At 59.3% G+C, this 1,761-nt stretch carries 2 protein-coding genes; one reads left to right on the top strand and one right to left on the bottom strand.

All coding sequences use genetic code 11. The annotated features are described in order from the left end of the window. Positions 1-24 precede the first annotated feature (24 nt). Positions 25-1,182 carry an ROK family transcriptional regulator gene (locus AC1D1Z_RS37050; protein WP_065276661.1) on the top strand — a complete coding sequence of 386 codons (1,158 nt, stop codon included), beginning with the start codon at positions 25-27 and terminating at the stop codon, positions 1,180-1,182. Between the two features lie 94 nt (positions 1,183-1,276). Here AC1D1Z_RS37050 and AC1D1Z_RS37045 read toward each other — a convergent pair. After that, on the bottom strand, positions 1,277-1,761 hold a 485-nt coding region (locus AC1D1Z_RS37045), incomplete at its 5' end, for an ROK family protein (RefSeq protein ID WP_477853789.1).

The following is a 1,761-nucleotide window of genomic DNA, read 5'->3' as shown; positions in this document are numbered from 1 at the left end:
CCATTTGAGGCACTCTTGGAACCAATGGACCTTTCACGGAACGAACGACGACTGGTCGAACTGATTTTCGTGGGCAAGAAGATTGCGCGCGTCGACCTGGCCGAACGGTCCGGCATGACAGGAGCTTCTGTCACTCGGCTGATAGGTCGCTTAATTGAGATCGGACTTCTGATCGAGGTGGTCGAGCGGACCGGCGCCCAAGGCCAGCCTCGGCGCTTGCTGAGCCTGCGGGCTGACCGGTATCTTTCCGCGGGAATAACATTCTCGGTCTCCCGAATGGAGGTAGCAATCGTTGATCTAGCGGGAAAGATTCTTACCTCCCTATCAGTCGACATCGAGACCAGCACGGCTTTGTCGGTGGCAGGCGCGGCGCAGGCGGCTATCGCGGTGATGCTGGCCGACCTTGGTATGCCTAAGGATCGCCTTCTCGGGGTCGGCTGCTCGGTGCCCGGCAATTTCGGCACGATGTCGAACATCCTCAAGGCCCATAGCTTCTTCCCGGCTTTCGATGATGGTGAGGCGGACCAAGCTTTTAAAGCGACTTTCGAAGCGCCCTATTACATCGAGAATGATGGAACAGCTGCAGCGCTCGGAGAATATGTGTTCGGCGGACGCATCCCGCAGCCTGATCCGATGTTCTTCATTCACATTGGACACGGTGTCGGGGGAGGGGCGGTTATCGACGGACGACCGTACCGCGGTGTCAATGGAAACGCCTGCCTGCCCGGAGTTCTCTACCCGTACGACCAGCCGCGCCCATCCGGCCAAGACCTTTTTGCCACCCTCAACGGTGCCGGCTTCGCCATCCACGACTTCGTCGATCTCGAGCGGTTGCCAGACAGCGCCGAAGTGGCTTTAGGAGCCTGGGTAGAACGCGCCGGAAAGCAGCTCAGCGAGACAGTACGTGTTGCAACGGCGATGTTCGACCCCGCGCTGATTGTCCTTGGGGGACGGCTGCCAGAACTCGTGACAGACAAGCTGGTGGGTGCAATTTCCAGTCAGCCAATCCTTGGTCCGTCGCGCGGCTTGGAGGTTGCTGCAGTCGAGGCCTCCCGACTTGGCCCTCGCGCCGGCGCGATCGGGGCCGCCTGCATTCCGTTCTTTGCCTCTCTCTTTTCAGCCGCCGTCGCAGACGATGGCAGTCCCTACCTTAACGGTCGCAAGCCCAAATCCCGACCCTAGATAATTCGACGGCGCGCCTGAGTGTCTTCGGGAGTCTACCGGGCAGACCCAGACGGGAACCTCCCTTCCTTACAGGTCGGTTCCCTGTAAAACCTCAAATGACTAGCTTTAGGTGGCTGGATAAAACCAGACCCGCGGCGCCACGCAGAGCCGTATGGCCTTCGCCGATACCATTCACTGTGATTGATATCTCCTGACCAGGTCTCTTTACCACTAGCTGCTCGACATGCCGTCTGATCAGCTCCGCAGCCTTCATTCCGCCTCCGGCGACGTCTCCGTGAAGGACGTAGGAGTTGAGGGACAGTGTTTGCTGCAGGTTGACGATGCCGAACGCCACGTTGCGTGTATAACGGTCGAGAAGTTCCTCTGCCGCATTCGAGCCTTCGTCTGTTTCCTTGACCAGTCTGGCACAGGTGACGCTTCGGGGATGTGGCAAGCCCATTCGGACGGCTTCTTTTCGTAGCCACGGAAGGGCAGCTACCGTCTCCCAGCAACCGTGCTTTCCACAATTACAAAGGGCACCGTCGATCTGAACCACGCTGTGCCCGAGCTCACCGCCGGATCCGGCGAGTCCACGAT

Source organism: Rhizobium sp. P1_E1, assembly GCF_056406015.1.
This window is presented reverse-complemented; position numbering and strand designations above follow the sequence as displayed.

Coding starts and splice junctions, on each gene's coding strand:
- AC1D1Z_RS37050 (WP_065276661.1), top strand. CDS start 25: ATGGACCTTTCACGGAACGAACGACGACTGGTCGAACTGATTTTCGTG.